23 protein-coding genes are annotated in these 20,937 nt (G+C 62.3%); 13 read left to right on the top strand and 10 right to left on the bottom strand.

What is annotated here, in order from left to right; translation table 11 throughout:
* Window positions 1-3 precede the first annotated feature (3 nt).
* Complete coding sequence (senA, locus tag BM269_RS09975) at window positions 4-1,206, bottom strand: selenoneine synthase SenA (protein ID WP_090436958.1); 1,203 nt, start codon at window positions 1,204-1,206, stop codon at window positions 4-6.
* Window positions 1,207-1,242: 36 nt separating this feature from the next.
* On the opposite strand from senA, the gene senB reads away from it, so the two are divergent.
* The 4 genes from senB to BM269_RS09955 all read left to right on the top strand — a co-directional run bounded on the left by senB (window position 1,243) and on the right by BM269_RS09955 (window position 5,006).
* Entirely contained in the window at window positions 1,243-2,214 is a 972-nt protein-coding gene (gene senB, locus BM269_RS09970) for a selenoneine biosynthesis selenosugar synthase SenB (protein WP_229204573.1), read from the top strand.
* A gap of 11 nt (window positions 2,215-2,225) precedes the next feature.
* A complete protein-coding gene (selD, locus tag BM269_RS09965) occupies window positions 2,226-3,275 on the top strand; it encodes a selenide, water dikinase SelD (RefSeq protein WP_090436862.1) in 1,050 nt (349 codons plus the stop codon).
* Window positions 3,275-4,153, top strand: a complete 879-nt coding sequence (locus BM269_RS09960; RefSeq protein ID WP_090436861.1) for a hypothetical protein — start codon at window positions 3,275-3,277, stop codon at window positions 4,151-4,153. The genes selD and BM269_RS09960 overlap by 1 nt, the downstream gene beginning before the upstream one ends.
* An 85-nt stretch (window positions 4,154-4,238) precedes the next feature.
* Window positions 4,239-5,006, top strand: coding sequence for a flagellar brake protein (locus BM269_RS09955; protein ID WP_139232703.1), 768 nt, complete (start codon window positions 4,239-4,241; stop codon window positions 5,004-5,006).
* Here BM269_RS09955 and BM269_RS09950 read toward each other — a convergent pair.
* Both BM269_RS09950 and BM269_RS09945 read right to left on the bottom strand, forming a co-directional pair.
* Window positions 4,984-5,616 (bottom strand): hypothetical protein, encoded by a 633-nt coding sequence (locus BM269_RS09950; protein ID WP_090436860.1) that lies wholly within the window; start codon window positions 5,614-5,616, stop codon window positions 4,984-4,986. The two genes, BM269_RS09955 and BM269_RS09950, sit on opposite strands and share 23 nt — an antisense overlap.
* Window positions 5,617-5,646: 30 nt before the next feature.
* Window positions 5,647-6,096 (bottom strand): Lrp/AsnC family transcriptional regulator, encoded by a 450-nt coding sequence (locus tag BM269_RS09945; RefSeq protein ID WP_090436859.1) that lies wholly within the window; start codon window positions 6,094-6,096, stop codon window positions 5,647-5,649.
* 276 nt (window positions 6,097-6,372) lie between these two features.
* On the opposite strand from BM269_RS09945, the gene leuA reads away from it, so the two are divergent.
* The 3 genes from leuA to BM269_RS09930 all read left to right on the top strand — a co-directional run bounded on the left by leuA (window position 6,373) and on the right by BM269_RS09930 (window position 10,130).
* Window positions 6,373-8,070 (top strand): 2-isopropylmalate synthase, encoded by a 1,698-nt coding sequence (gene leuA, locus BM269_RS09940; RefSeq protein WP_090436858.1) that lies wholly within the window; start codon window positions 6,373-6,375, stop codon window positions 8,068-8,070.
* Window positions 8,071-8,428: 358 nt separating this feature from the next.
* Complete coding sequence (locus BM269_RS09935) at window positions 8,429-9,496, top strand: HAMP domain-containing protein (protein WP_090436857.1); 1,068 nt, start codon at window positions 8,429-8,431, stop codon at window positions 9,494-9,496.
* Window positions 9,497-9,515: 19 nt separating this feature from the next.
* Window positions 9,516-10,130 carry a DUF8082 domain-containing protein gene (locus BM269_RS09930; RefSeq protein ID WP_090436856.1) on the top strand — a complete coding sequence of 205 codons (615 nt, stop codon included), beginning with the start codon at window positions 9,516-9,518 and terminating at the stop codon, window positions 10,128-10,130.
* Between the two features lie 84 nt (window positions 10,131-10,214).
* On the opposite strand, the gene egtB is transcribed toward BM269_RS09930, so the two are convergent.
* Both egtB and egtD read right to left on the bottom strand, forming a co-directional pair.
* Window positions 10,215-11,399, bottom strand: coding sequence for an ergothioneine biosynthesis protein EgtB (gene egtB / locus BM269_RS09925; RefSeq protein WP_090436855.1), 1,185 nt, complete (start codon window positions 11,397-11,399; stop codon window positions 10,215-10,217).
* On the bottom strand, window positions 11,392-12,396 hold the full coding sequence (gene egtD, locus BM269_RS09920) for an L-histidine N(alpha)-methyltransferase (protein WP_090436854.1): 1,005 nt from the start codon (window positions 12,394-12,396) through the stop codon (window positions 11,392-11,394). The genes egtB and egtD overlap by 8 nt, the downstream gene beginning before the upstream one ends.
* Before the next feature lie 108 nt (window positions 12,397-12,504).
* Between egtD and BM269_RS09915 the strand changes: the two genes are divergently transcribed.
* The 6 genes from BM269_RS09915 to BM269_RS09890 all read left to right on the top strand — a co-directional run bounded on the left by BM269_RS09915 (window position 12,505) and on the right by BM269_RS09890 (window position 16,937).
* Window positions 12,505-13,371, top strand: coding sequence for a putative selenate ABC transporter substrate-binding protein (locus BM269_RS09915; protein ID WP_090436853.1), 867 nt, complete (start codon window positions 12,505-12,507; stop codon window positions 13,369-13,371).
* Window positions 13,372-13,374: 3 nt separating this feature from the next.
* Window positions 13,375-14,196, top strand: coding sequence for a phosphonate ABC transporter ATP-binding protein (locus BM269_RS09910; RefSeq protein WP_090436852.1), 822 nt, complete (start codon window positions 13,375-13,377; stop codon window positions 14,194-14,196).
* A 3-nt stretch (window positions 14,197-14,199) separates the two neighbouring features.
* Complete coding sequence (locus BM269_RS09905) at window positions 14,200-15,045, top strand: PhnE/PtxC family ABC transporter permease (RefSeq protein ID WP_090436851.1); 846 nt, start codon at window positions 14,200-14,202, stop codon at window positions 15,043-15,045.
* A complete protein-coding gene (gene phnE / locus BM269_RS09900) occupies window positions 15,042-15,830 on the top strand; it encodes a phosphonate ABC transporter, permease protein PhnE (protein ID WP_090436850.1) in 789 nt (262 codons plus the stop codon). Before BM269_RS09905 ends, phnE begins: the two co-directional genes overlap by 4 nt.
* Before the next feature lie 3 nt (window positions 15,831-15,833).
* Complete coding sequence (locus BM269_RS09895; protein WP_090436849.1) at window positions 15,834-16,514, top strand: ABC transporter ATP-binding protein; 681 nt, start codon at window positions 15,834-15,836, stop codon at window positions 16,512-16,514.
* Window positions 16,515-16,649: 135 nt separating this feature from the next.
* Complete coding sequence (locus BM269_RS09890) at window positions 16,650-16,937, top strand: hypothetical protein (RefSeq protein WP_055934583.1); 288 nt, start codon at window positions 16,650-16,652, stop codon at window positions 16,935-16,937.
* A gap of 74 nt (window positions 16,938-17,011) precedes the next feature.
* Here BM269_RS09890 and BM269_RS09885 read toward each other — a convergent pair whose 3' ends face one another.
* The 5 genes from BM269_RS09885 to BM269_RS09865 all read right to left on the bottom strand — a co-directional run bounded on the left by BM269_RS09885 (window position 17,012) and on the right by BM269_RS09865 (window position 20,932).
* Complete coding sequence (locus tag BM269_RS09885) at window positions 17,012-17,563, bottom strand: TetR/AcrR family transcriptional regulator (RefSeq protein ID WP_090436848.1); 552 nt, start codon at window positions 17,561-17,563, stop codon at window positions 17,012-17,014.
* A gap of 2 nt (window positions 17,564-17,565) precedes the next feature.
* A complete protein-coding gene (locus BM269_RS09880) occupies window positions 17,566-18,036 on the bottom strand; it encodes a nuclear transport factor 2 family protein (protein ID WP_090436847.1) in 471 nt (156 codons plus the stop codon).
* Between the two features lie 70 nt (window positions 18,037-18,106).
* Window positions 18,107-18,862, bottom strand: a complete 756-nt coding sequence (locus BM269_RS09875) for a GNAT family N-acetyltransferase (protein WP_090436846.1) — start codon at window positions 18,860-18,862, stop codon at window positions 18,107-18,109.
* An 84-nt stretch (window positions 18,863-18,946) separates the two neighbouring features.
* The gene (locus BM269_RS09870; RefSeq protein ID WP_090436845.1) at window positions 18,947-19,435 is read right to left on the bottom strand and encodes a hypothetical protein; all 489 of its coding nucleotides are present in this window, start codon (window positions 19,433-19,435) and stop codon (window positions 18,947-18,949) included.
* A 39-nt stretch (window positions 19,436-19,474) separates the two neighbouring features.
* On the bottom strand, window positions 19,475-20,932 hold the full coding sequence (locus tag BM269_RS09865) for a Ppx/GppA phosphatase family protein (protein ID WP_090436956.1): 1,458 nt from the start codon (window positions 20,930-20,932) through the stop codon (window positions 19,475-19,477).
* Window positions 20,933-20,937: the final 5 nt, after the last annotated feature.

Below are 20,937 nucleotides of genomic sequence, written 5' to 3'. Positions count from 1 at the left end.
TTTTCATTCAAAGGCGCAGGTGCGGAAGCCGTTGAAGATATCGTCCCGTTCCGGCAGGTAGAAATTGCGGAACTTGGCCGAGCCAAGCCGCGAAGGCGTGGCAAACGAGGCGCCGCGCAGCACCTGGTGGGTGCTGAACCAGGGCGCCGAATACTCGCGATAGCGGTCGCTTGTAAAGCCGGGATAAGGCTCGAACGGCGACGCGGTCCACTCCCACAACTGCCCCCAGCGGAAAGCCGGATGCCCATGCAGGGCCGCATATTCCCATTCGATTTCGGTCGGCAGCCTGCGATTGGCCCAGGCGCAGTAAGCCTGCGCCTCGTACAGGGACACATGCCGAACCGGCTCGTGCGCCGCCAGCGTGGTGAGCCTGCCGAAGCGCATGGTGCGCCACTGCCCATTGTCGCGGCGCCAGTAGCGCGGCGCCGAACGCTCCTGCCGCAACAGCCACTCGGCGCCGGAATTGCTCCAGAACTCGCGCCGTTCATAGCCGCCGTCTTCCACAAAGTCGGCGTACTGCGCATTGGTCACCAGCGTCGCGTCCATGCGGAATGGCGCCACATGGCAAGGATGCGCGAACTTTTCGTTATCGAAGATGAAGCCGCCGGTATCGGCCGCGCTGCCCAGTTGCAACGTGCCCCCGGGGAAGGCAATATCGCCGGGCGCACCGGATGCACGTTCATCATGGGTCAAATGGGCCGGTGCCTGCAAGCCCAGGGTCTGCAAGGTGTAGAGGAAGGCCTCGCCATGCATATCCTCGTGCGCCAGCGCCAGCCGGTAGGGGTACAAGGCGTCATCCGTATTCGGCTCGCGCGACAGCTTGTCCAGGACCCGATCCAGCACTTCGTGGCAATAGGTCTTCACGCCGCCCGTGCTGGGCAGGTCGAGGCTCCAGCGGCTGCGATGCGGCACCATGTTTGAATCGAACCAGTCATCCCCCTTGCGCAACAGGGACATGTACAGCGCATCGGCCGGATGGCTGGAAATCGCCTCGCGCAAGACGAACCATTCCGCAAACCAGGCGGTATGCCCCAGCTCCCACAACGGTGGATTGACAATGCGCATCTGCGGCACGCGCATCGACGCGTCCAGGCCGGCGGCGGCAAAGCATTCGAAAAGGCCCAGCGTATAATGGCGCGCAGCCTGCAATGCATCGGCAAGCTGCTGTGTTCGGGCGGTCCGGAACGAGGCGTGGATGGCGTTCATGGGTCGATTGTAGCGATATTTGAGCGAATTACACCAGTGAACAAGCAGACAATCTGCATCGTCAGCCCCGCGCTGGCACAGGCCAACAACGGCAACTGGCAAACGGCCCGCCGTTGGGCGCAATTGCTGCGCACGCGCTACCAGGCCGACATCGCTTCCGACTGGCCGGCTGCGGCGGCGCCGGACCTGCTGATTGCGCTTCACGCCCGCCGCTCGGCCGCGCCGCTGGCGCACTTCTGCGCCGCGCATCCCGACCGTCCAGCGATCCTGGTGCTGACCGGCACCGACCTGTATCGCGACATCCGCAGCGACGCCGACGCGCAAGCTTCGCTGGAGCGCGCCACTGCGCTGGTCCTGTTGCAACCGGCCGGCTTGTCCGAGCTGCCGCCCCATCTGCGCAGCAAAGCCCGCGTCATCTATCAATCCGCTCCCGCGCTGCAGCCTGCGACTCGCGCATCCGCCCCGCACCACCACGAAATCCTGATGGTCGGCCACCTGCGCGAGGAAAAAGATCCGCGTACCTTCATGTTGGCCGCCTCGTACCTCACCGCCCGCACCGCGCGATTGATACATATCGGCGGCGTGCTCGATCCCGCATTGGGCGACGCCGCCACCGCAGCCAACGCGGCCTGGCCGGGCCGCTATCAATGGCTTGGCCCGTTGCCGCATGCCGATACGCGCCAGCGCCTGAAACATGCCCACGCCATGGCCATCTGCTCGCGCATGGAAGGCGGCGCCAACGTCATCATCGAAGCTGTGACCAGCGGCGTCCCCGTGCTGGCCAGCGACATCAGCGGCAACCGCGGCATGCTGGGCGACGACTACCTCGGCTACTTCCCGCTGGGTGACGCGCAGGCGCTGGCGACCCTTGTTGACAAAAGCATCAACGTGCCCGGCTGGTACGCGCAACTGCAAGGCCAATGCGCGCGCCGCGCCAAATTGTTCACGCCCGAAGCCGAGCAGGCAGCCCTGCTCGACTTGGTGGATAATCTGCTCCATACGAACTGAAAGCCCCCATCATGAGCACTGAACCAATCAAACTCACCTCCTTCTCCCACGGCGGCGGCTGCGGCTGCAAGATCGCGCCCGGCGTGCTGTCCGAGATCCTGAAGAACACCAACGGCTTTCCGGTGCCGAAGGAACTGATGGTCGGTATCGAAACCGCCGACGATGCCGCGGTCTACAAGCTGAACGAAGAACAGGCACTGATCGCCACCACCGACTTCTTCATGCCGATCGTCGACGATCCGTTCGACTTTGGCCGCATCGCCGCCACCAACGCCATCTCCGACGTGTACGCCATGGGCGGCACCCCGATCATGGCGCTGGCCCTGGTCGGCATGCCGGTCAACAAACTGCCGATCGAAGTGATCGGCAAGATCATCAAAGGCGGCGAATCGATCTGTCACGAAGCCGGCATTCCGATCGCGGGCGGCCACACCATCGACTCCGTCGAACCGATCTACGGCCTGGTGGTACTGGGCCTGGTGCATCCATCGAAAGTGAAGCGCAACGCCGACGCCAAGGCCGGCGACGTGCTGGTGCTGGGCAAGCCATTGGGCGTGGGCGTGCTGTCCGCCGCGCTGAAAAAAGGCGTGCTGGGCGACGAGGGCTACAAGGCCATGATCGACAACACCACCAAATTGAACAAGCCGGGCAAGGCCCTGTCGGAGCTGCCGGGCGTGCATGCGCTGACCGACGTCACCGGGTTTGGCCTGCTGGGCCACTTGCTGGAACTGGCGCGCGGCGCCAAGCTGACCGCCAAGTTGAACATGTCGCAGATCCCGCTGTTGCCGGGCGTTGAAAAACTGGCACACGACGGCTTCTTCACCGGCGCTTCCGGCCGCAACTGGGACGCTTACGGCAAGGACGTGCTGCTGTCGCCAAACATCAGCCAGCCCCAGCACACCCTGCTGACCGACCCGCAGACCTCCGGCGGCCTGCTGGTATCCTGCGCCCCATCGAGCGTCGACGAAGTGCTGGCCCTGTTCCGGACCCACGGCTTCGAACACGCCGCCGTCATCGGCGAAATGGCCGCCGGCGATCCGCGCGTGCAAGTCGCCGCTTGATGGCAGCTGTAGGCGTCATCGGCTTCGCGACCGCCCTCGTAGTCGTTGTGGGGCCGCTGGCGCTTTGGCTGGCGGGATATGCCAGGGGGCCTCGTCTTGAGCAAGCCCCTTCCGTGCGCTGGGACTGGAAGCTCACGGTCATGTCGGCGCTGCTCTACGTCCTGGCCTTCAACCTGACCTTCTTCATCCAGGAGTTGTTCCTGGTCTTGCCCAAGGCGCTCACGCCAGGATTGCGGCCCACCCTGTTCCACAACAATCACGGCTGGGAAGGCATCAACCCGCTGGCCAGCCTGTTCCAAGGCACCGGCGCAATGGCTACGCTTGCAAGCGGCAGCTTTTGCGCGCTCCTGCTGCGGCGCTGCCTTGGACGATCCGCAGCAAGCCGCCTCTTCCTGTTCTGGATGGGCTATAGCGGCTTGTTCATGGCGCTTCCGCAAATCGTCATTGGCGCCATCAGCGATCAAAGCGACCTTGGCATGTTCATGCGCTACCTTGGCCTGGGAGCAAACATAAAAACCGTCCTGGCGCTGATCGCATTGACCCTGATTCCTATTGCCGCAGGATGGTTGGGAAGCTTGTTGCCTGGCCAAGGGCCGCGCCAGCAATTCCTGTTCAGGGTTGCGACCCTTCCGGCCTTGCTTGCCCTTCCCGTCATCTTGCTGTTCCGTATTCCACGCGAATGGATCGAGGTGCTGATGGTGCCGGTCGTCGTAAGTTTCATCGGCCTGGCGTGGATCCAGGCTGGCGCATGGCGTGCCGAGCCGGCCGCCGATCGACCCAGCGCTACGGCCGTATCGCTCGCATGGCCGCTTGGCATGGTGCTTGGCCTGCTGCTGTTGTTCCAGCTCCTGCTTCGACCTGGCATTCGCTTTTACTAGGCACTTTTCAAGATTTCAAAACAGGTTGCCATTTGGCAATTCGCATCCTATGATGGACTCATCACCAGTCCCATGGACAAGCGATATGCTGCTCAATGAGCCACATGCCGTCCCGATCCGCAAAGGTCCGCCGCGGCCGCAAGACGCGCTAGCGCCCTTCCTGGCTACCGCCAGTTCGTACGAAATGACGAGCGAGGACGATATTGGCGACGCCCTGACGCTCCTGGCCGCGCGCGGCGATGCGATCTCGATGTACGCGGCAGGCAGCCGCGACGTGGTACTTGGGCGCGTTCTGTCGGTCGACCCCGAACTGCCGCATTTTGTGATTGAGCTGAATGAGGGGGCGCTCCTCCCGCCCGGCAAGATCACCTTTGTCACCTGGCTGCGCACGGCCAAGGTGCAATTCCGCCTGTCCAGCCAGGAATGGGGCTCGGTCCCCGGCAAGCCGCATCTCATCCCGATGACATTCCCGGAAACCTGCGCGGTATTGGACCGGCGTGCCGCGGAGCGCATCGAGACGCCGCTGGGCGCAAACTTCATGGCCTCGTTCGTGTTGAACGGCCACACGTACCAGCTGCCGATTTACGATCTTTCGCTAGGCGGAATCGGACTGCGCTGCTCGAAGCTCGAAGCGAAAGGCTTGCTCAAAGGGCGCAAGATCCCGGATGTCGTGCTGGAACTGGGAGAGGAAGTCGAAATCGCCACCGAGCTGGAAGTCCGCTTCACACGCGGCTTTCGCTCTTTCCTGCTGGGCGAACAGCTCCATATCGGCTGCATGTTCATCAATGTGGCGGCCGAAACCGCCGCACAACTCGCCGCCCAACTACCGCTTATTTCAGGAAGCGGAAGGTAGGCTCGATGTTTTTTGAATGGAGGAAGTTGACGATGTCTTCCAGCGTCGCATCGTTCAGCAGCAGGCCTTCCGCCGCGGTGGCGCGAGCCGTTGCCGCAACTTGCGGCGCGGCTCCGGCAGACTGTCGCAATTGATCCAGGGCTTGCGCGAACTGCGCAGGCCCGATGCATTCCAATCCTTCGAGCAGGGCGAGCTGCCCCGCTTCCGGCGGCTGCATGTCGAGCCCCTCATCGCCCGCAAAGGATGCGCCCATGCCTGGATGGATGAAGGCTGCCCATTTGCCGCTGGCCTGATCAAGGAATGGCGGCAGTGCCGCCGCAGCCGTCTCCGCGTCGGGACAAACCAGCTTTGCGAACTCCTGCGCTTGCTCCGCTGTTACAGGCTTTTCCAGCGAGAGCCAGAGGCCGAACGCGCCCGCACCGGAAATGCTGACGGCAGGAGCCGGCAAGCCCAGCTCCGCTTGCAGCGCATTGGCGACGCTGCACAGCCGCTCCCAGTGTCCTGTCTCGCCATCACCGGCCAGCTTCCTGAACGCCAGGGAAATGCGACGGGTGCCGCCAGCGGGCGGCGCAAGGTAAAGTCGGCTCAATTCTGCATTCAGCTTTTGCATCGGAATTCCGCAATCAACACATCGGGGCCGCTATTCTGTCACAGACAGCGGCGCGCTGACCGGAGTCTGGTGCAGGATCACACGGCTGTAAGTGTCCTGCACGCCCGCGCGGTCGCGCAGGGTGTCGATCAGGCGCAGCAAATGGGCCTGGTCCTTGCACGCCACGCGCAGCAGGCCATCGTAATTCCCGGTCAGCAGCGCCACTTCCAGCACGCCGGGAATGGTCTTCACAATCTCTTCGAATTCGTGGGTATTCGTGCCCGACTTCAGCTTCACGTCGATATAGGCTTGCAGGTGCAGGCCGAGGGCTGCGTGGTCGATGCGCGCTTCGAAGCCGAGAATGGCGCCGTCGGCCACCAGGCGGCGCACGCGGTCCGCCACCGTGTTCGCGCTGAGGCTCACGCGCTCGCCTAAATCCTTAAAACTTATCCTCGCATCATCCCGCAAAAGCCCGATTATTGCTCGATCAATCCTATCCATATTCGATTTTTCCTCGCCAATCACCGCATTCTAGCAGCATAAAGCGCGAAAACATCGTAAATTACCGCCGAGATTTTTTCTTGACAAGGCCAAATGCGCTGCCTTACATTGGTCGACATGACCTCGCATTTGCACATTTCCGCACAGCTGCCAGGCGCCCTACTACTAGGCGCGCTACTACGGGCACGCGCCTGATTTCCCCCTTGTAGTACCCGCGTCGGCCGCCCTCGCGCCACGTCCCGGTTTCCCAAAATTTGAAAAAACAGGAGTATCACCATGATGTTGAAGAACCCTGCCGCGAAATATCGTCCGTATCCGACCGTCGGCCTGACCGACCGCACCTGGCCGAACGCTGTTATTTCCAAGCCACCGACCTGGATGAGCACCGACCTGCGCGATGGCAACCAGGCGCTGATCGAGCCGATGAGCGTGGAGAAGAAAATCAAGTTCTTCGAGCTGTTGATCAAGGTGGGCCTGAAGGAAATCGAAGTGGGCTTCCCGTCCGCCTCGCAGACCGATTTCGATTTCGTGCGCAAGCTGATCGAAGAGGACCGCATTCCGGACGACGTCACCATCATCGTGTTGACCCAGGCCCGGGAAGAACTGATCCGCCGCACCGTGGAATCGTGCATCGGCGCCAAGCGCGCCATCGTGCACATGTATAACTCCACCGCACCGGTATTCCGCAAGGTGGTGTTCGGCGCCAGCCGCGAAGAAATCACCGCCATCGCGACCAGCGGCACCAAGCTGGTGAAAGAGCTGCTGGCCCAGCATCCGGAAACCGACTGGACCTACGAATACACGCCGGAGTCCTTCTCCACCACCGAGCTGGATTTCGCCAAGCACATCGTGGACGCCGTCTCCGCCGTCTGGCAGCCGACCCCGGACAAGAAAATGATCGTCAACTTGCCGGCCACCGTCGAATGCTCGACCCCGAACATCTACGCCGACCAGATCGAATGGATGTCGCGCAAGCTGGAGCGCCGCGATGCCATCATCATCTCCGTCCACCCGCACAATGACCGCGGCACCGGCATCGCCGCCGCCGAGTTTGCCGTGATGGCCGGCGCCGAACGCGTCGAAGGCTGCCTGTTCGGCAACGGCGAGCGCACCGGCAACGTCGACCTGGTGACCTTGGCGCTGAACCTGTATACCCAGGGCGTACATCCGGGCCTGGACTTCTCCGACATCGATTCGGTGCGCAAAGTGGTCGAGGAATGCAACCAGTTGCTGGTGCATCCGCGCCATCCTTACGTGGGCGACCTGGTATTCACCGCCTTCTCCGGCTCGCACCAGGACGCGATCAAGAAAGGCTTCGCCAAGCAGCAGGAAGGCGCGCCTTGGGAGATTCCTTACCTGCCGATCGACCCGCAGGACCTGGGCCGCAGCTACGACGCCGTCATCCGCGTCAACAGCCAGTCCGGCAAGGGCGGCATGGCCTACCTGCTGGAACAGGACTACGGCCTTGAATTGCCGCGCCGCCTGCAGATTGAATTCAGCCGCGCGGTGCAGAAAGTGGCCGACCAGACCGGCCTGGAAATCACGTCCGAAGGCATCCACCGGATCTTCGAAAGCGAGTACCTGAACCAATCCACGCCTTACGCCTACGTATCGCACAAGATGGTGGAGGACAGTTCCAGCGACGAGCCGGTGCAGATCGACATTGGCCTGCTGCACAACAAGGCTTCGATGTCGCTGCAAGGCGGCGGCAACGGCCCGATCGATGCCTTCGTCGACGCGCTCGGCCTGGACGTCACGCTGATGGACTACCACGAGCACGCCATCGGCCACGGCGCCAACGCCAAGGCGGCCTGCTACGTCGAACTGCGCCTGGACGGCGGCCCTACCCTGTTCGGCGCGGGCATCGACAGCAATATCGTCACCGCATCGTTCAAGGCCGTGCTGAGCGCCATCAACCGCCAGATCGCACTGACAGCCGAAGCCTCGGCTAGCATCGCACAAGCCGAAGCCTGAGCAGCTTCTCATTCGGGCGGCCGTTGCGCCGCCCCGGCATTTGCCTCCCGGCGGCAAATACGTATACTGGTGGTTCCAGTCCGCGATTTGCATAAATCATTTCCGGCTGGAAACCGACTGATGTATAATCGTGTACTTATAAACTGAGCAACAGGGAAATCACGCTAGACAAGGGTCCAGCAGCGACCTGTGATTTCGCAAAATTTGTTGTTCAGGCAATGCCCGAAGTAGCGTGCTTGGCGCTGCAAACAACCTCGGGCAATTCATCAGCTTTGCCTCGAAATAAGCCTTATTGCCGATGCCGTCCGTGTTTCGAATGCGGTTGTGTCAGCGCGATTATTACGAATGATTTATAAAAATGAAACTCTCACTTAATATCTTTCAAAAAGTCCTGATCACCCTGCTCGTGGTGACCCTCGTGCCGCTGTTCGCCCTTTGGTACCTGGGCAATTCCTCTGCTGAGCAGGAATTGACCGCGAAAATCTCGGAAAACCTGGTCGCAACCACCGATACCGTGGCGACCGGCGTGAACGGCTGGGACGACACCAATATGCGCGCCATGCGCCAGGCGGCACGCCTGGACGACATCATTTCCATGAACACCGCGCGCCAGACCCCGATCCTGATGGCAACCGCCGCTTCATATGAATGGGTCTACCTGATCCACACCCTGAACGTCGAAGGTATGGACGTGGCGCGTAGCGACGGCAACCCGATGCTCAACTACGGCGACCGCGGCTACTTCAAGGCCATCATGTCCGGCAAGGACGAAGGCCGCCTGGTAGCCATCGGCAAGACCAGCGGCAAACCGTCGCTGAACATCGGCGTCCCGATCCGCAATGAAAACCGCACCATCGTCGGCGTGTTCACCATGGCCATGGACCTGGGCGTAGTGTCGCGTACCGTCACCGACATCCGCATCGGCGAAACCGGTCACGCGATCCTGCTGGACGGCGACAAGAAAGTCATCGCCCACGGCGACGCCACCAAGATCAAGTCCGCTCTGCAAGACTTCAGCAAGCACCCTGCCCTGCAAGTGCAAGGCATCACCGACGAGCCAAAGGTCTACATGGACGGCGATGTGAAGATGGTCGGTTTCGTACGCACCCTGCCGCAAGGCTGGACCGTGCTGGTTGAACAGCAATATGACGAAGCGTATTCCGCCATGTCGAAGATGCGCAGCGAAGCACGCCTGCTGATCATCGTTGTTATCATCCTGGTGGGCGCACTGGCATTCGTACTGGGCAAGCAACTGACCCGTCCGATCAACCACCTGACCGACATCGCCGAGCGACTGAGCAAAGGCCAGCTGGACGTGACCATTCCACAGACCAGCCGCGGCGACGAAATCGGCTCGCTGGCCCGTGCGGTGGAACGCTTGGGCGTGAGTATCCAGATGGCGATGGATCGCCTGCGTAAGAAATAATCGATAAAGGCGAACTGATATGGCACAGCCAGAGTTCACTCCTTTCGTAGAGTTACTCGACAAGATCGCCGGCTTCTGCGCCCAGGGCGACACCGCGACCATCATGCTGGTCAGCGATGACAACCGCATGGCGCAGATCCATCTGGATAACGGACGCATCGTGTTCGTCTTGTGCCGCGGCCGCCGCGGCCGCGACGGCCTGGACATCCTGCGCACCATCCAGAACGCACGTATGAGCCTGGACCGTCCGAGCGTGGGCAACAACGAGCCGCTGCCGTGGTCGACCGAAGCGATTCTCGACTACCTGTACGGCAGCATTACCGAACTGCCGGAAGGCAGCTCGCCGGCGTCCACGCTGCTGGCCGGCGTCGCACGCCGCCCGGCCGCCGCACCGGAAGCCCCAAGCAAGCCGGCGTCCAACAAGCCGACACTGTCGCAGGCGCAGCGCACCATCTTCGAAAACACCCTGGCCACCTATATCGGCCCGATGGCCGCCATCGTGTGCGGGGACTATTTCGACGAGATCAGCGACCTGCGCCAGCTGACATTGAAACTGGCCGGCGAGATTGCCAACGCCGACCAGGCAGCCAAGTTCAAGGCAGAGATCACACAAGCCCTCGGCATCCGCCTGTAACTCGCATCTAAAAAGTCGGGGTCAGCTCTGGCAATCGGACATTTCGCGTGCGAAATGTCCGATTGCCAGAGCTGACCCCGACTTTTATTTTGCGAGGCGGATGCCGGTGAATTGCCAGCGTGCGTTGGCGGGGAAGAAGTTGCGGTAGCTGGTTCGGCTGTGGCCTTGCGGGGTCGCCAGGCTGGAGCCGCGTAGTACGTACTGGTTCACCATGAACTTGCCGTTGTATTCGCCGATTGCGCCCTCTGCCGGGCGGAAGCCGGGGTATGGGGCGTAACTGCTGCTGGTCCATTGCCAGCAGTGGCCGAACATCTGCGCCGCAGCGCCTGCACCGGCTGCATGCTCCCACTCGGCTTCGGTCGGCAGCCGCGCGCCGGACCAGTGGGCGTAGGCGTCGGCTTCGAACAGCGAGATGTGGGTCACCGGCGCATCCATTGCAAGCGGCTGTTGGCCGTGCAGGGTGAATGCGCTGCAGCCTGCCCCCTCTTCCCCAAGCTGCCAGTACAGCGGGGCTTCGATGCCTTGCGTGCGAATCCAGTCCCAGCCTTCCGCCAGCCACAGGCTTGGGTCGCGGTAGCCGCCGGCTTCGATGAAGGCTAAGTAGTCCGCATTACTCACCAGGCGCGTGGACAGCTCAAAGGGGGCGACATACACCTGATGGCGCGGCAACTCGTTGTCGAAGCAGAAGCCGTCACCCTGGTGGCCGATTTCCTGCACCCCGCCTTCAAAGCGCTGCCAGGACTGGCCTGTCGAAGCGGGCACGGCTGGTGCGGCGCCAGTCAGGTAGGCTGGCGTCATCGGATTCTGCGCCAGCAAGTGCTTGACGTCGGTAAGGATCAACTCCTGGTGCTGCTGCTCGTGCTGCAGGCCGAGCGTGAGCAGCGCGGCCAGGCGGTCGTCGGTGGCGGCGAGACGTGTCGCCAGCGCGGCAATCCGGGCGTCGACGTTGGCGCGATAGGCGCGCACTTCCGCCATCGATGGCCGCGTCAGCAAGCCGCGGTGCGGCCGCGGGTGCTTGTCGCCGACGCCGTTGTAATAGGAGTTGAACAGCACGCGGAATGCCGGGTGAAACGGCTGGAAGCCGGCTTCGTATCGTTCCAGGATAAAGGTCTCGAAGAACCAGGTGGTATGCGCCAGGTGCCATTTGACGGGGCTGGCGTCCGCCATCGACTGCGCGCCGCAGTCTTCGTCGGATAACGGCTCGGCCAGCGCCATGGTGGCCGCGCGCACTTGCGCGTAGCGTTCGGTCCAGGGACTGGCGTCACGCATAAGCCGCTACCGCGTGCATCACCGCGAACCAGTGTGCATCGTCGGTCCAGGTGCCATCGACGCGGAAGCCTGCGTCCCACAGCAAGCTACGGAAACTTTCCAGCGTGTATTTGTAGCTGTTCTCGGTATGAATCCGTTCGCCCTGCGCGAAACTGCGTTCGCCACACGACCAGTGCACCGCCAGCGCACAGCGCGCTTCCAGGTGCATTTCGATGCGGCTCTCGGCGTCATTGAAAAAGGCAACGTGGCGCCATTGCGCCGGATCGAAGTCGGTACCCGCCAAGTGATTCAGGTGGCGCAGCAGGTTCAGGTTGAAGGCTGCCGTGACGCCGATGGCGTCATCGTATGCCGCGTCCAGCACGGCCGGGTCCTTGACCAGATCGACGCCGATCAACAGCCCGCCGTCCGCACCAACGTTCTCGCGCACATGGCGCAGGAACGTCACCGCGTCATATGGCGTGAAATTGCCGATCGACGAGCCCGGATAAAAAAACTGCCGGCGCGCTATCGGCACGGACTGCGGCAACACCAGCGGCTGCGACAGGTCCATCACCAGCGGCGTGATCTCGATGGCAGGAAAGCGCTGGCGCAATTGCGCGGCGGCCTGCTGCAGGAAATCGCTGGCGATGTCGACCGGCACGTACTGGCTTGGCTGCAACAAGGGAAACAGGCTGGCGGCCTTGGCGCAATTGCCTGCGCCCAAGTCGATCAAAGTCATGCCAGGGCCGATGCGGGCCGCCATATCGGCGCCGTGGCGGGCGAAGATCGCGGCCTCAGTGCGCGTCGGGTAGTACTCGGGCAATTCGCAGATCGCCTCGAACAGGTGCGAGCCCAGGCTGTCGTAGAAATATTTTGGCGAGGTGGAGGCCTGCGGCGCCAGCAGTCCGGCGCTGATCTCTGCCATCGTGGCAGCGTCGCCGTGGGCGGTTCTGGGGGACAATACACTGTTCGTTTCCGGTGCGACCAGACGGATCGCGGCCGTGCGTGACAAGGTCATGGCTCAGGCTCCAGGGACATTTTTGCTATCATAGCTGAATATCCAAGACCAGGTACCGCCCCCCATACGAGGCGTGCGGCTCGTCATTAACATCAATAAGGATTTCTCATGTCCATCTTCTCCCTCCGCACCATTCAATCGGCCCTGTTTGCAGCCGGTGTGCTGTTCGCCGCTGCCGGCGCCCAAGCCCAGCAGGTCCTGCGCGTTTCCGCCATCCCTGACGAGGCGCCGACCGAGCTGCAGCGCAAGTTCAAGCCGCTCGGCGAATACCTCGAGAAGAAGCTGGCCATGAAGGTCGAGTTCACCCCGGTGACCGATTACGCCGCTTCGGTGGAAGGCCTGGTGAACGGCAAGCTGGACATGGTCTGGTTCGGCGGCTTCACCTTCGTTCAAGCCAACCACATGAGCAAAGGCAAGGTCGTGCCGCTGGTTCAGCGTGTGGAAGACGAGAAGTTCCGTTCCGTCTTCGTCACCACCAACAAGTCAATCAACTCGCTGGCCGACCTGAAAGGCAAGACCCTGAGCTTCGGTTCCGAGTCCTCGACTTCCGGCCACCTGATGCCACGCTCCTTCCTGCTGGCCGCCAAGATCGATCCAGACACCGACCTGAAACGCATTTCCTTCTCCGGCGCGCATGATGCGACCGTGGCTGCGGTTGCCGGCGGCAAGGTCGATGCGGGTGCACTGAACATCTCAGTGTGGGAAAAGCTGAATGAACAGAAGAAGGTCGATCCAGCCGTGGTGCGCGTGTTCTACACCACCCCGGCCTACTTCGACTACAACTGGACCGTGCGTTCCGACATGCCTGAAGCGCTGAAGAAGAAGATCGCCGACGCCTTCCTGGCGCTGGACAGCGCCAAGCCTGAAGACAAGGCGATCCTGGACCTGCAGCGCGCGTCGAAGTTCATCCCGACCAAGGCCGCCAACTACACCAGCATCGAAGCGGCCGCCAAGAACGCTGGACTGCTGAAGTAATCAATGTCTTCTGCCTGGTATGAATTGCAAGGCCTGTCGGTCCGCCACATCGGCGGTTCGCGCGGACTTGCGCTGCAAGACATTTCGCTGAACTTCGAGCCGGGCGAACAGGTGGCGCTGATCGGCCCTTCAGGCGCCGGCAAGACCACCCTGCTCTCCACCCTGGCCTGCGCCCATCGCCCCGATAGCGGCGGCTTCAAGGCCTTTGGCACCGATCCCTGGCAACTGACCGATGCCGGCCGCCACGCCATGCGTGCGCGTCTGTTCCTGGCGCCGCAAACACCGCCGCTGCCGCCGCGCCAGCGCGTGGTGACGGCCGTCCTGGCAGCACGCTTGCCGCATTGGGGCCTGGGCCAGGCGCTGCTTTCGCTGTTCAAGCCCGCCGATCCGGAAGCCGCGTTTCGCGCGCTGTCACGCTTCAACCTTGGCGACAAGCTGTATTCCCGCGTCGACCGCTTGTCCGGTGGCGAGCGCCAGCGCTGCGGCCTGGCGCGGCTGCTGCTGTCGTCGGCGCAAGCATTGCTGGTCGACGAACCGCTGTCCGCGCTCGATCCGGCGCTGTCGCAACTCACTTTAAACACCCTGCAGCAGGAAGCGCGCGAGCGCTACGCGCTGCTGGTGTGCAGCCTGCACCAGGTGGACCTGGCGCTGGCGCACTTCGCGCGCATCGTGGCGTTGAAAAACGGCCGCGTTGCCTTCGATCTTCCGCGCGAGCAGGTGACGCAAGCCATGATCGATGAACTCTATCTCGGCGAGCTGCCGCCGGCGAACTCGCCGCAGCCGGACGAGATGGCCGCCAAGCTGGCCGTCGGGGCGTGCCTTTAAGCGATGCATAACGTTCCCGCCGTTCCGCTCTCGCCGCACCATCCAGACCCTGCGTGGCGCCAGCGCCTGGCCACGATTGCTGTCGGCATTGTGCTGCTCTGGCCCTTGGTGGTGGCGACCGAATTCTACCCCTGGACGCTGTTCGACCTGCAAAGCCTGCAGGCCGCATGGCGTTTCATGTCCGACTTCCTGAAGCCGGCGCATGATGCGGAATTCCTCTCGATGGTGGCGCGCGAAGCGTGGAAGACGGTGGCCATTGCCACCTGCGGCCTGACCCTTGCGCTGGTGGGCGCCATTCCCGCCACACTGATTGTCACTGAACGCTTGTCCATTTCGCGCATTGGCACGGGCCGCATCGCAGCCATCCCGCGCGTCGTGCGCCAGCTTGTGCGCTGGCTGCTGGTTCTGTTGCGCAGCGTACCGGAGCTTGTGTGGGCGCTGCTGTTCGTGCGTATCTTCAGCCTGGGGCCTACCGCCGGCGTGCTGGCCATCGCCCTGACCTATGCCGGCATGCTGGGAAAAGTGTATGCCGAAATCCTGGAGTCCGCCGACCATCATGCCAGCGATGTGCTGCTGCAAAATGGTAGTGGGCGCCTTGCGGCACTGCTGTATGGAGCCCTGCCGGAAGCGGCTTCCGAGCTGGTGTCATACACCGTCTATCGATGGGAATGTGCGATCCGCGGCTCGGTGATCATGGGCTTCGTCGGCGCAGGCGGGCTGGGACAGCGCATGGATGAATCGACCAAAATGCTGGTCGGCGGCGAAGTGTCGACGATGTTGATGGTGTTCGTGCTGCTGGTTGCCCTCGCCGACCTCGTGTCGAAATACCTGCGAAGGAGGCTGGGATGAACCATATGCCCGCGCCGCCGGCGCGCAACTGGTCCGGCTGGCTGTTCGGCGCCGCGCTCGTTGCGCTGGTGGTAGCCAGCTTCGCCACGCTGTCGCTCAAATTGGGCGACCTGTTCACCATGGAAGCCATGCGCAGCATGGGCGATTTCCTGGCCGGTTTCGCACCGCCGGAAACGGCCAGCGGCTTCCTGCGCAAGACCGGCATCGCCACGCTGGAAACGCTCGCCATGTCGGCGCTCGGCACCTTGCTTGCCGTCGCGGGCGGCCTGCTGTTGGCGATTCCCGGCGCCGGACGCTTCGGCCGTGCGCCGCGCGCCGTGGTACGCGGCATGTTGAACGTGCTGCGTTCGATCCCCGAACTGGTGTGGGCCTCGATCCTGCTGGTGGCTGCGGGCCTGGGGCCGTTTGCCGGCACCATGGCGCTGGCCGCCCACACAGCCGGCGTATTGGGCCGCCTGTTTGCCGACGCACTGGAAAATGCGCCACCGCTGCCGGAACAAAGCCTGCGCCTGAACGGCGCCACCCCGATGGCCGCCTTCTTCTACGCCACCCTGCCGCAAACGCTGCCGCAAATGCTGTCCTACACGCTCTATCGGTGGGAGAACAATATCCGCGCCGCCGCCGTGCTGGGCGTGGTGGGCGCCGGCGGCTTGGGGCAAATGCTGAAATTCCACTTGTCCCTGTTCCAGATGGAGCGCGCCGCCACGGTGATCCTGGCCATGCTCTTGCTGGTCGCCGTGGTCGATGCCTTGAGCTTCGCGCTGCGCCGTTCACTGACCCGATAAGCCATGCTCCAGCTACAAAACCTCACCAAAAGCTATTCGAACGAACGACGCGTGCTGGACCGGCTAAGCTGGACGTTCGAGCGTGGCGAATTCGTCGCCATCATGGGCGATTCGGGCGTCGGCAAATCGACATTGCTGAATTTGATTGCCGGCCTGGACCAGCCCGACCCCAGCGAGGAACCGGCCATCATCGTCGACGGAACACCACTCGCCGCGCTGGACGACGACGCGGCCACGCGCTTGCGCCGGGCACGCATGGGCTTCATCTTCCAGGCTTTCCATGTCCTGCCCCACCTGACCTTACAGCAAAATGTGGCCCTCCCCCTGCTGCTGAACGGCCTGCCGCAAGGCCGCGCGCTTGACATGCTCGAAGCGGTTGGCCTGGGCGGCCGCGGCCACGATTACCCCCATCAACTTTCCGGCGGTGAAATGCAACGGGTTGCCATCGCCCGTGCCTTGGCGCACCGCCCGGCCCTGGTGCTGGCGGACGAACCGACCGGCAACCTCGATCCCGACACTGCAAATTCCATACTGCAACTGTTGCACCAGGAACTCAAATCCAGCGGTGCAACCGCCATCATGGTGACGCATTCGCCCGCCGCCGCTGCGCGCGCCGATAAAGTTCTGCGCCTCACTAAAAATGGACTCGAAGTTACAACAGTCGTCAACCCTGCCACGCAATAAAACCCATTATTTTTCTCACAAATTCTTGGCTTTTTTGGTAAGCGGAGTATTATTTAATTAACTTGCTTCGTTATCAATACAACATGCAAGCCTGCTTTTTCTATCCACGTAGTGAACAACGTTAAGGAGGAGCAAATGAGCGTCAGGCAGAAGAAACTCGAACTAATCGAGGCAATGAACAGGGCGCGTGCGTTGGAGCCATCCAGTTTCGTGCCAAATAAACTGCTCGACACGCTAATCGAGAAGATGCACCTGAAGAATGATGCGGAACTCTGCAGGGTGCTGGAAGTGCAACCACCCATCATTAGCAAGATCCGTCACCGCAAGCTCGCAGTCGGGGCCACCATCCTGCTGCGCATGCATGAGAAATCTGAGCTTTCTATCCGTGAGCTCAAAGAACTATCGAATGCCTCAGTACACTGAGCTCAGTCCACGCTGAGATTGATGCCAGGCGCCGGCATCGCATTCACCGGCGCCATTTCCCGCCTCCCCTGCGGTTACAGCCTGTCCTGCAAGCGCTTCAACGCCGCCCTGAACGTCGCCGGCCGGTTGAAGGCGCGTGCCAGCACCAGCGCTCCCTGAATCCCACCCACGACTTCTTCCGCCAAAGCGGTGGCCTCCTTGCCTTTACGTCCATTGCGCACCAGCGCCGCGGCCAGCGCTTCGATCCACTCTTCGAAGTAATCGCGCACGGCGTCGGCAAAGCGGTCGCGCTCATTGCCGAGCGCGAACACGCCCACCAGGCACACGCGTTGCCCGGACAGGAAATAACGCTCCACCTCCGCAAACATGGCGGCGATGCCCTGCCCCGCGTCTGCACCTTCGCGCAACGGCTCGAACACGTGCAGGCGGAACCATTGGTCGATTTCCTGCAGCACGGCAGCGGCCATCTCGTCTTTCCCGCCCGGGAAGAAGTGATAGATGCTGCCCTTGCCCAGCCTGGTTCCCTCGGTAATGCGGGACAAGCTGGCACCTTCAAAGCCGTACGTGCGGAACACTTCCGCCACCAGCGGGATGACGTCTTCCCGTTCTGCGACAACGCGTGCCATGCTTAAAGCCCCAGTTCAGTCAGGCCGGGATGGTCGACGGGACGCGGCGCGCTGCGATCCCAGAACAACTTGCGCTCTTCGGGCTGGATCGGATGCTCGTTGATGCTGGCGTGACGGTGGTGCATCAAGCCGTTCTGGTCGAATTCCCAGTTTTCGTTGCCGTAGGCGCGGTACCACTGGCCGGAATCGTCATGGTATTCGTAGGCAAAGCGCACGCCGATGCGATTGCCGTCGTGGGCCCACAATTCCTTGACCAGCCGGTAGTCCAGTTCGCGCGCCCACTTGCGTTTCAGCAGGGCGACGATGGCGGCGCGGCCTTGTGCAAACTCGCTGCGATTGCGCCACCAGCTGTCTTCCGTGTACGCCAGGGAGACTTTTTCGGGATCGCGGGTATTCCAACCGTTTTCGGCCAGGCGGACTTTTTCGATGGCGCTTTCGCGGGTGAAGGGTGGTACAGGTGGTCGGACTGACATGGTTTTATCCTTTCAAATGTACCGATCGGATCACTATTTACCGATCGGTACAACAAGGATAGCACGTTTTTCAAACGTTGTAGTGGCGGGCGTAACGGCCGTCCAGGTTCGCCAGGGGCATCATCACGAACAAGTCGGCGCTTTCGAAATCAGGATCCCATGCCGGTGCGCCGCAAATCCATGCGCCGGAGCGCAGGTAGCCTTTCAGCAGGGGCGGCACCTGGGCGGCACGCGCGGGCTCCACCCTATCCACCGGGAACGGCAAGTGGGGCGTGACGCGATATTCCATCGGTGCCATGTGCTTCTCACGCAGTTGCTGGTACACGGCAACCGCATTGTGGCCACCGTCGGCCAGGCTGATGCTGGCGCAGCCGATCAGGTATTCGCATTGGTGGCGGCGCATGTATTCGGCCAGGCCGGACCACAGCAGCATGATGACGCTGCCGCCGCGGTAATCCGGGTGGATGCAGGCGCGGCCTGCCTCCACGATGCGGCCGCGCAGGTGCTTCAGGCGACCGAGGTCGAATTCGTTTTCGGAGTAATGGCGGCCCAGTTTGCGGGCGCCGGCGGGGTTCAGCAGGCGGTAGGTGCCGACCACTTTCAAGGTGGCGGTGTCGCGCACGATCAAGTGGTCGCAGGCGGCGTCGAATTCATCGCAATCCAGGCCGTCGGGTGTCGCCAGGGCGCTCAGGCCCTGGTTTTCGATAAAGACTTTATAGCGCAGGCGTTGGACTTCGCGCACTTCTTCCGGGGTGGCTGCCATGCTCAATACCAGTCGTGGACTGGCTTCCGTGCGCTGGACAGCGCTGGCGATCGTAGTTTGCATGCTTCGTCCTTTGTTGTAGTGACGAAGCCAGTTTGCTGCGCTATTGCTGCACGAACATGACAACCATGTGTCAACAATATGACATCAGACCTTCTTCGGACGGCCGGTTTTCAACTGCGGCAGCGAGGCCAGAACTTGCTTGAGTGTCGCCATGTCCAGGCGGCTGATCAGGGCGACGCCAATGCGCAACAGTTCGGATTTTTTGACCTCCACGCCGTTCTTCAGGCAGGTTTTCTTGACCTGGCCCAACACCGCGTATTCGGACTCCGGCATGGTGAAGCTGTCGCGCACCAGCTTTTCCTTGTGCTGCTTGGCAGGCTTGTCGACCTTGGCTGCTTTTGCAGGTTTGGCGGCTGGCGTCGGAGCCGGGGCTGGCTTGGCCGCGGCTCCGCGCTTGACGGCCGGCTTGACTGCTGGTTTGGCGGTGGCCGGCTTGGCGGCAGCCGACTTGGCTGCCGGCGCGCGCTTGGCGGCAGGCTTGGCAGCTGGTTTGGCGGCGGATTTAGCAGCAGGTTTGGCGGCAGCTTTAGTTGCCGGTTTGACGGCTGGGGCTTTGGACTTCGTTGCGCTCATGGATACTCCATTATTGAATTATATAAACAGTATATACGATTATTGCGCAACAGTGCGAACCCCGAAGTCCACGCCGATCTCATCCCAGAATTCCTGCTCCTTCTCGATCCAGTAGGACAGGGTCGGATGGTTGGCGACGTAATCACGCTTCAGTTCCAGGTCAATGCGATTTTTCATGCGCAGCCGCACGGCACGCTCGTCGACCTCAATGCGGCAATGCATGAACATGATGGCCAGCCGCAGCGCCACCACCGCCTTGGCGAAATCGCTGTCGGTCAAATGCTCGCTCACCTTGCGCAGGTTGCCCTTCTGGGCCAGGACCAGACGGCCCATCAGCTTTTGCTCACGCGTGGTAAAGCCCGGCAGGTCGGCGTTTTCGATCATGTAGGCCGAGTGCTTGTGGTAGCCGGTCTGCGACACCACCAGCCCTACTTCGTGCAACTGGGCGCCCCAGCACAGGTGGCGCAACAGGGCATCGCTGGCAGGCTTCATCTGCAGGAACAGGATGGTCGCCGCCGCCGACACGCGAACGCCGCGCTCTGATTCGATATGGAAGCGCGCCAGGAATTCGCCCACCGATTCATCGCGCCGGTCGCGGCGGGTGGAGCGCAGGTGGAGGTCCCACATCACGCCCATGCGCAGGCCGGCATCGATCGGTTCCAGCTTTTCGATGCCCAGCTCCTGCACCACCGCGATCAGGATCGCCAGTCCGCCGATGACGGTACTGGCCCGGTCCGGCCGCAGGCCCGGCATGTCGATCTTCGATACCTGGCCGAACTCGATGAAGCGCTTGCGCACCGCATTCAGGGCCGCCAGCGTGATGCCTTCGCCCAGCTTGTTCCTTTCGATGATCTCGCCGATGGCGCGAATCGTGCCGGAGGAGCCGTAAGCACGCTTCCAGTACTCCGGATGATAAGGCGGCGCCCCATCCTCGAAATGCGAGCGCGCCGACAGCACGGCCGCTTCGAAGGACCGCGCATCCACCCTGCCGCCGACGAAGAAGGACAGGCTTTGCTTGACGCTGCCTACGCTGAACGACTCGACCCGCTCGATATCCAGCCCACGCCCGAGAATCAATTCCGTCGAACCGCCGCCGATATCGACTACCAGGCGGCTTTCGTTGGGCTGTCCCAGCGCGTTGGCAACGCCCATATAGATCAAGCGCCCTTCTTCTTCGCCGGAGATGATCTCGATCGGGTAGCCGATGGCCTGTTCCAGTTGCGGCAGGAAATCCGCCGCATTGCGCGCCTGGCGCAGGATGGCGGTGGCCACCACACGCACGCCGTCGAACTGGTAGGCGGCCAGCGCCACGCGGAAGTTCTTCAGGCAGATCAAGGCCCGCTGCAGGGCTTCATCGGTGAGGTTGCCGGCGGCGTCCAGGCCGGCGGCAAGGCGGATCGGTTCGCGCATGCTGTTGAGCACGCGGATCTTGCCTCCATCGTGTTGGCCGATGGAGAGTCTAAAACTGTTGGAGCCCAGGTCCACTGCGGCGTACATCGAGG

The organism is Duganella sp. CF458, assembly GCF_900113115.1.
Taxonomy (GTDB): Bacteria; Pseudomonadota; Gammaproteobacteria; order Burkholderiales; family Burkholderiaceae_D; genus Rugamonas.
Note: the sequence above shows the minus strand (reverse complement) of the source record. Positions and strands in the feature narration are given on the sequence as shown.

What these genes read in the sequence shown, in the direction of transcription:
- senA (WP_090436958.1), bottom strand. Translation starts at nt 1,206, where the DNA reads ATGAACGCCATCCACGCCTCGTTCCGGACCGCCCGAACACAGCAGCTT.
- selD (WP_090436862.1), top strand. Translation starts at nt 2,226, where the DNA reads ATGAGCACTGAACCAATCAAACTCACCTCCTTCTCCCACGGCGGCGGC.
- BM269_RS09960 (WP_090436861.1), top strand. Translation starts at nt 3,275, where the DNA reads ATGGCAGCTGTAGGCGTCATCGGCTTCGCGACCGCCCTCGTAGTCGTT.
- BM269_RS09955 (WP_139232703.1), top strand. Translation starts at nt 4,239, where the DNA reads ATGCTGCTCAATGAGCCACATGCCGTCCCGATCCGCAAAGGTCCGCCG.
- BM269_RS09950 (WP_090436860.1), bottom strand. Translation starts at nt 5,616, where the DNA reads ATGCAAAAGCTGAATGCAGAATTGAGCCGACTTTACCTTGCGCCGCCC.
- BM269_RS09945 (WP_090436859.1), bottom strand. Translation starts at nt 6,096, where the DNA reads ATGGATAGGATTGATCGAGCAATAATCGGGCTTTTGCGGGATGATGCG.
- leuA (WP_090436858.1), top strand. Translation starts at nt 6,373, where the DNA reads ATGATGTTGAAGAACCCTGCCGCGAAATATCGTCCGTATCCGACCGTC.
- BM269_RS09935 (WP_090436857.1), top strand. Translation starts at nt 8,429, where the DNA reads ATGAAACTCTCACTTAATATCTTTCAAAAAGTCCTGATCACCCTGCTC.
- BM269_RS09930 (WP_090436856.1), top strand. Translation starts at nt 9,516, where the DNA reads ATGGCACAGCCAGAGTTCACTCCTTTCGTAGAGTTACTCGACAAGATC.
- egtB (WP_090436855.1), bottom strand. Translation starts at nt 11,399, where the DNA reads ATGCGTGACGCCAGTCCCTGGACCGAACGCTACGCGCAAGTGCGCGCG.
- egtD (WP_090436854.1), bottom strand. Translation starts at nt 12,396, where the DNA reads ATGACCTTGTCACGCACGGCCGCGATCCGTCTGGTCGCACCGGAAACG.
- BM269_RS09915 (WP_090436853.1), top strand. Translation starts at nt 12,505, where the DNA reads ATGTCCATCTTCTCCCTCCGCACCATTCAATCGGCCCTGTTTGCAGCC.
- BM269_RS09910 (WP_090436852.1), top strand. Translation starts at nt 13,375, where the DNA reads ATGTCTTCTGCCTGGTATGAATTGCAAGGCCTGTCGGTCCGCCACATC.
- BM269_RS09905 (WP_090436851.1), top strand. Translation starts at nt 14,200, where the DNA reads ATGCATAACGTTCCCGCCGTTCCGCTCTCGCCGCACCATCCAGACCCT.
- phnE (WP_090436850.1), top strand. Translation starts at nt 15,042, where the DNA reads ATGAACCATATGCCCGCGCCGCCGGCGCGCAACTGGTCCGGCTGGCTG.
- BM269_RS09895 (WP_090436849.1), top strand. Translation starts at nt 15,834, where the DNA reads ATGCTCCAGCTACAAAACCTCACCAAAAGCTATTCGAACGAACGACGC.
- BM269_RS09890 (WP_055934583.1), top strand. Translation starts at nt 16,650, where the DNA reads ATGAGCGTCAGGCAGAAGAAACTCGAACTAATCGAGGCAATGAACAGG.
- BM269_RS09885 (WP_090436848.1), bottom strand. Translation starts at nt 17,563, where the DNA reads ATGGCACGCGTTGTCGCAGAACGGGAAGACGTCATCCCGCTGGTGGCG.
- BM269_RS09880 (WP_090436847.1), bottom strand. Translation starts at nt 18,036, where the DNA reads ATGTCAGTCCGACCACCTGTACCACCCTTCACCCGCGAAAGCGCCATC.
- BM269_RS09875 (WP_090436846.1), bottom strand. Translation starts at nt 18,862, where the DNA reads ATGCAAACTACGATCGCCAGCGCTGTCCAGCGCACGGAAGCCAGTCCA.
- BM269_RS09870 (WP_090436845.1), bottom strand. Translation starts at nt 19,435, where the DNA reads ATGAGCGCAACGAAGTCCAAAGCCCCAGCCGTCAAACCGGCAACTAAA.
- BM269_RS09865 (WP_090436956.1), bottom strand. Translation starts at nt 20,932, where the DNA reads ATGTACGCCGCAGTGGACCTGGGCTCCAACAGTTTTAGACTCTCCATC.